The following is a 2,174-nucleotide window of genomic DNA, read 5'->3' as shown; positions in this document are numbered from 1 at the left end:
CGGACTTCTAGCGCATGTTGGGGGTGGAATATTTGGATATGTTTATGCAGTACAATTGGCAAAAGGAAACGACATAGGAAAGTGGTTTGAAAATATTATGGACTCAATAGCCAATATCTTTAAACCTCGATCTAAAAAGCCTTTTAAAACAGTACATAGAAATAAAAAAACAACAGCTAAACCTCCTAAAGCCTCTAAAACAGAGCATCAAAAGAAAATCGATTCTATCTTAGATAAAATTGGTAAAAGCAGTTATGAAAGTCTAACAAAAGCCGAAAAAGACTATCTTTTTAAAGCAGGAAAAGAAGATTAAAACAATGAGGAAATTTTTTCGTAGCGTTGTCTTTTTGCTAAATCTATTTGCAGCACTTGTTTTAGGTGTTTCATTTGTGCTTCCTTATCTGCCACCTAGCCGATTTCCAGTTGTGTCTATACTGAGTTTAGCAGTTCCAGTACTGATTATTGTTAATATTCTATTTGTAATATATTGGGTGTTTCTATTTAATAGAAGGTTTATACTTTCTGCAATAGTGCTCGTTATTTCGTTTATTCACTTTAACGGTTTTTTCCAAGTGTCTTCGGAGGGAAATCCTGCTGAATATAAAAACACACTTTCCATACTTTCCTATAACGTACGACTTTTTAATGCTTATGAGAAAAAGTCTCATGGCGATGTGAAAGCGATATTTTCAGAAATAGTAACTAAAACAAATTCTGATATTATTTTTATTCAGGAGTATTCAAAAAAGCATAAAATAGATTTTTCAAAATATCCGCATCAACATGTTCACTTTAAAAACAATCGAGCAAACCTTGGCCATGCTATATTTTCAAAGTTCCCAATAATAAATAAAGGAGCATTCGATTTTAAAGGCTCTGGAAATAATGTGTTATATGCAGATGTTGTAAAAGGTAAGGATACTATTCGAGTGTATAATCTCCACTTGCAGTCGTTTGGGATTATACCAGATATACAATTTCTACAAGAATCGGACAAAGAGAAGCTTCTTAGACGTGTTTCTTCTAACTTTAAAAAGCAAGAGTCTCAGGTTTACTCAGTTTTATCACATAAATCTAAATCAAAGTACCCAGTAATTCTTTGTGGTGATTTTAATAACACTCCTTTTTCTTATACGTATAGAAAGCTAAATGAAGGTATGCAAGATGCATTCAAAGTGCGCGGTAATGGCTTGGGAACAACCTTTTGGTTTGATGGCTTTCCACTTCGGATCGATTATATTTTGGCATCACCAAAATTCAATATACTGTCTTTTGATACTTTTAGCAAGACATTTTCAGATCACAACGCTATCCATACTACTGTCGGTTGGTAAATAGTAATTGGAAATTATCCTAGGTTAAAAAATCTATCACACTTTCAGAGTTTTCCAATAAAATTTGACGCTCTCTGTATGTAAAATTATGAAAGCATTTTCGGGTAGTTGCTTTAACGTGTTTTTTATTCAATTTAGTGCCAAAGTCAAAAACGTCATAGCTTCTTTTACCTTTTAGATTGTAAAAGTTAAATTCCTTGAGCTTGTAGTAGCGAAAAGTTTCTTAGATCGTTTCTCGGCAAATACAACTAAACTCTATCTACAGCTGCTGCTTCTAGATAGCTTAATGTGTTGGGGCCTTCGTTAAACAACAAATCTAAAATTGAAAGATTGGGTAAAAAACCATGATTTGCTTCTAATACTTGAGTATATGGCTTGGTTGTATATTCAGGCTTCCTTTTAGCGTTTATGAGGATTCTTAAATCTTTAATTTCAGGTTCTCGTTCAAAGCGTGTGGTTTTTGAGGTTTCTACTTCTAAACCAATCAAATCACAAAGGACTTCAAAAGTGTTAAGGTTGTGGGTCATAAGAAACTCAGTAGGCTCTAGAAATAGAGGGGCTAAATCATCTTCATAGTATTCAAAAAAAGGAGAGGTTCGATAGGCACTTTGAAGACTCTTCCAATGATGATCTTGCCACGGGAAGTCATTTTCCACTTTAACGTCTTTTGTTTGTTGCCGAATTCCCTTCTTATTGTGTTTTATAGGAATGTTAAGCAGAAGCTTTCCGTTGCTATGGGCTATATATGCTCGGTTTCTGTATGTTTGTTTTTGATAGTTGTCTTCAACTTCCCAAATCACCTTTTCAGATTGTGCGATATGTGCCATTTGCTCAATGGAA

General features: G+C 34.0%; 3 protein-coding genes. 2 read left to right on the top strand and 1 reads right to left on the bottom strand.

The annotated features are described in order from the left end of the window. Positions 1-313: DUF6576 domain-containing protein (locus VKY47_RS12415; RefSeq protein WP_324313132.1), on the top strand; the 313-nt coding region annotated here is incomplete at its 5' end. 4 nt (positions 314-317) lie between these two features. Further along, entirely contained in the window at positions 318-1,334 is a 1,017-nt protein-coding gene (locus tag VKY47_RS12410) for an endonuclease/exonuclease/phosphatase family protein (protein WP_324313131.1), read from the top strand. A gap of 248 nt (positions 1,335-1,582) precedes the next feature. Here VKY47_RS12410 and VKY47_RS12405 read toward each other — a convergent pair. Beyond that, a partial coding sequence (locus VKY47_RS12405; RefSeq protein ID WP_324313130.1) for a WbqC family protein occupies positions 1,583-2,174 on the bottom strand: 592 nt, incomplete at its 5' end.

This window comes from Xanthomarina sp., from assembly GCF_035306705.1.
Lineage (GTDB): Bacteria > Bacteroidota > Bacteroidia > Flavobacteriales > Flavobacteriaceae > Xanthomarina.
This window is presented reverse-complemented; position numbering and strand designations above follow the sequence as displayed.